The organism is Pseudoalteromonas luteoviolacea S2607 (assembly GCF_001625575.1).
In the GTDB taxonomy this organism is placed as follows: domain Bacteria; phylum Pseudomonadota; class Gammaproteobacteria; order Enterobacterales; family Alteromonadaceae; genus Pseudoalteromonas; species Pseudoalteromonas luteoviolacea_E.
This window is the reverse complement of record NZ_AUXV01000035.1, coordinates 1-1,735: the sequence shown is the minus strand read 5'-3', so window position 1 is coordinate 1,735 and position 1,735 is coordinate 1. Positions and strand designations below refer to the sequence as shown.

Genomic DNA, 1,735 nt, shown 5'->3' with positions numbered 1-1,735 from the left:
CTGTGCCTATTCATCCCTGAACCAGGGTCCCATCGCGCATCCATGCGCTCACTGCGTTCGCTGTCGTTAACCCTTTGCACTAGGAAGGCGGGGTTAGGAAAGTGAATAGTTTCACTTTCCACCGACTGAACGCGAGGCCTCTGGCCGTCAGCCGGACCATCGCCAGCAAAGGTTGCCCCGGGCAATTAGAGAAACCCTTTGCAGCAATGCGACGGTTTTTTTGCGTTTGAGTCCCTCGGAAACAGCTAAACCGGCTCACTTCACCTTGCGTAAAAAGAGCGAATTCGCTTCGCTCACTGTCGCTAATCTTTTACACCATACTTGCGCAAAGGAAATGCACTCACGACGTTCGCAGTCGTTAATCCTTTGCATGATGTTCGCAGTCTCTATAAGCCGTTTGATTGATTACTTGCGTATAACAGGTATCCACCAACGAACACACATCTCATTTATTGGCCGAAATGGTATAGGGAAATATGCGACTATGTCAGGCTTGTTATCGTCTCTTTCAAAACCAGTTGATGAAAACCATGAGCCATATATATATCGGTTGGTTTTCATTGAGGTTTTATATGTACAATTAAACTCCGCGTAAGTAGAGGAAGGGACTGTATAAGTTTCAAATCCTTTTAATCTGTCTTGACTTGATGTCTCAACACCTAGAACATCCAAAAACTCATCCTGCCCCTCATTTTCTTTTGGAAAATAAGCTGTGAGTAAAGGGGAGTTTGTGATTGGGCATGGCCTACCATTATTTAGTTGAATAAGCTTTTCATAGTCTTTTGAACCTACATACTCTTTCCAGAATTTAGGTCCATTCTTTACAAAGCTTTCGAACTCAAAGCTTTTGCTTTTACCTATTAAATTGAATTCGGGCACCTCAATTATTTTGTAATTCATGCATTCACCTGCTTTATTGTCTTCAGGGGGGCAAACTCTCTTATATGAAGAAAGCGAATTACCTCCTATACGAGCATTACTCGGATTTATTCCATGTATATTTCTAAACGCACGAGTAAAAGCATTCGGGGATTTGTAACCGAATTTGAGCGCGATATCGACAATACTTTCACTTGTATTCAACAACTCAACGGCTGCTAAGGTTAGTTTTCGCCTCCTGATATATTCGGTACAAGTAATCTTAAAATTAGCTAAGAACATGCGATGAAAGTGGTATTTCGAACAACATGCCACCTTAGCTACATTTTCAATACTGAGATCGCTATCTAAGTTGCTTTCTATATATTCAATTGCCCAATTCATTCGCTGTGACCAAGTCATTACACAAACCTCCTCTTGAGCAGTCATGGTATTTAATCACTAAAGCATCCGTCTCACCTTTTCTTGCTATTTTAGGTTGTCACAATAAAACACCGGTATATGGTTTGAGCTTGGCTAATTTGTTAAGTAAGGTGATGTAAAGCTTTTGCATATTCATAGATTAATGTTCGTTATCATGACAGCCTGAAAATAATGCATCTGCAGCCATTAGGGTCACCGAGTCAATCAACCATTGTTCTATCTAACTCGGATCCGGTTTTTGAGTCTTGGGTTTCTTTGCACGTCATAGTAGGGCCTTGAGTGTCGTGGTATTAGATAATAGGGTTATGGAAGTGAGTTAGCTAATTTCATAGTCTACGATTTGAGGCTTCTAAATATTGTCTGGTCTTCAAAGAGACGATTTGACTAAATTAAGGGGTGAGAAACTATCCTTGATAGTCAGATAGTCAGATAG

At 40.9% G+C, this 1,735-nt stretch carries 2 protein-coding genes; both read right to left on the bottom strand.

Annotation, left to right across the window (positions count from 1 at the left end; all coding sequences use genetic code 11):
• On the bottom strand, window positions 1-185 hold a 185-nt coding region (locus N480_RS25775), incomplete at its 3' end, for a hypothetical protein (RefSeq protein WP_231102271.1).
• 220 nt (window positions 186-405) lie between these two features.
• The gene (locus N480_RS16215) at window positions 406-1,281 is read right to left on the bottom strand and encodes an AraC family transcriptional regulator (protein ID WP_196761506.1); all 876 of its coding nucleotides are present in this window, start codon (window positions 1,279-1,281) and stop codon (window positions 406-408) included.
• Window positions 1,282-1,735 lie beyond the last annotated feature (454 nt).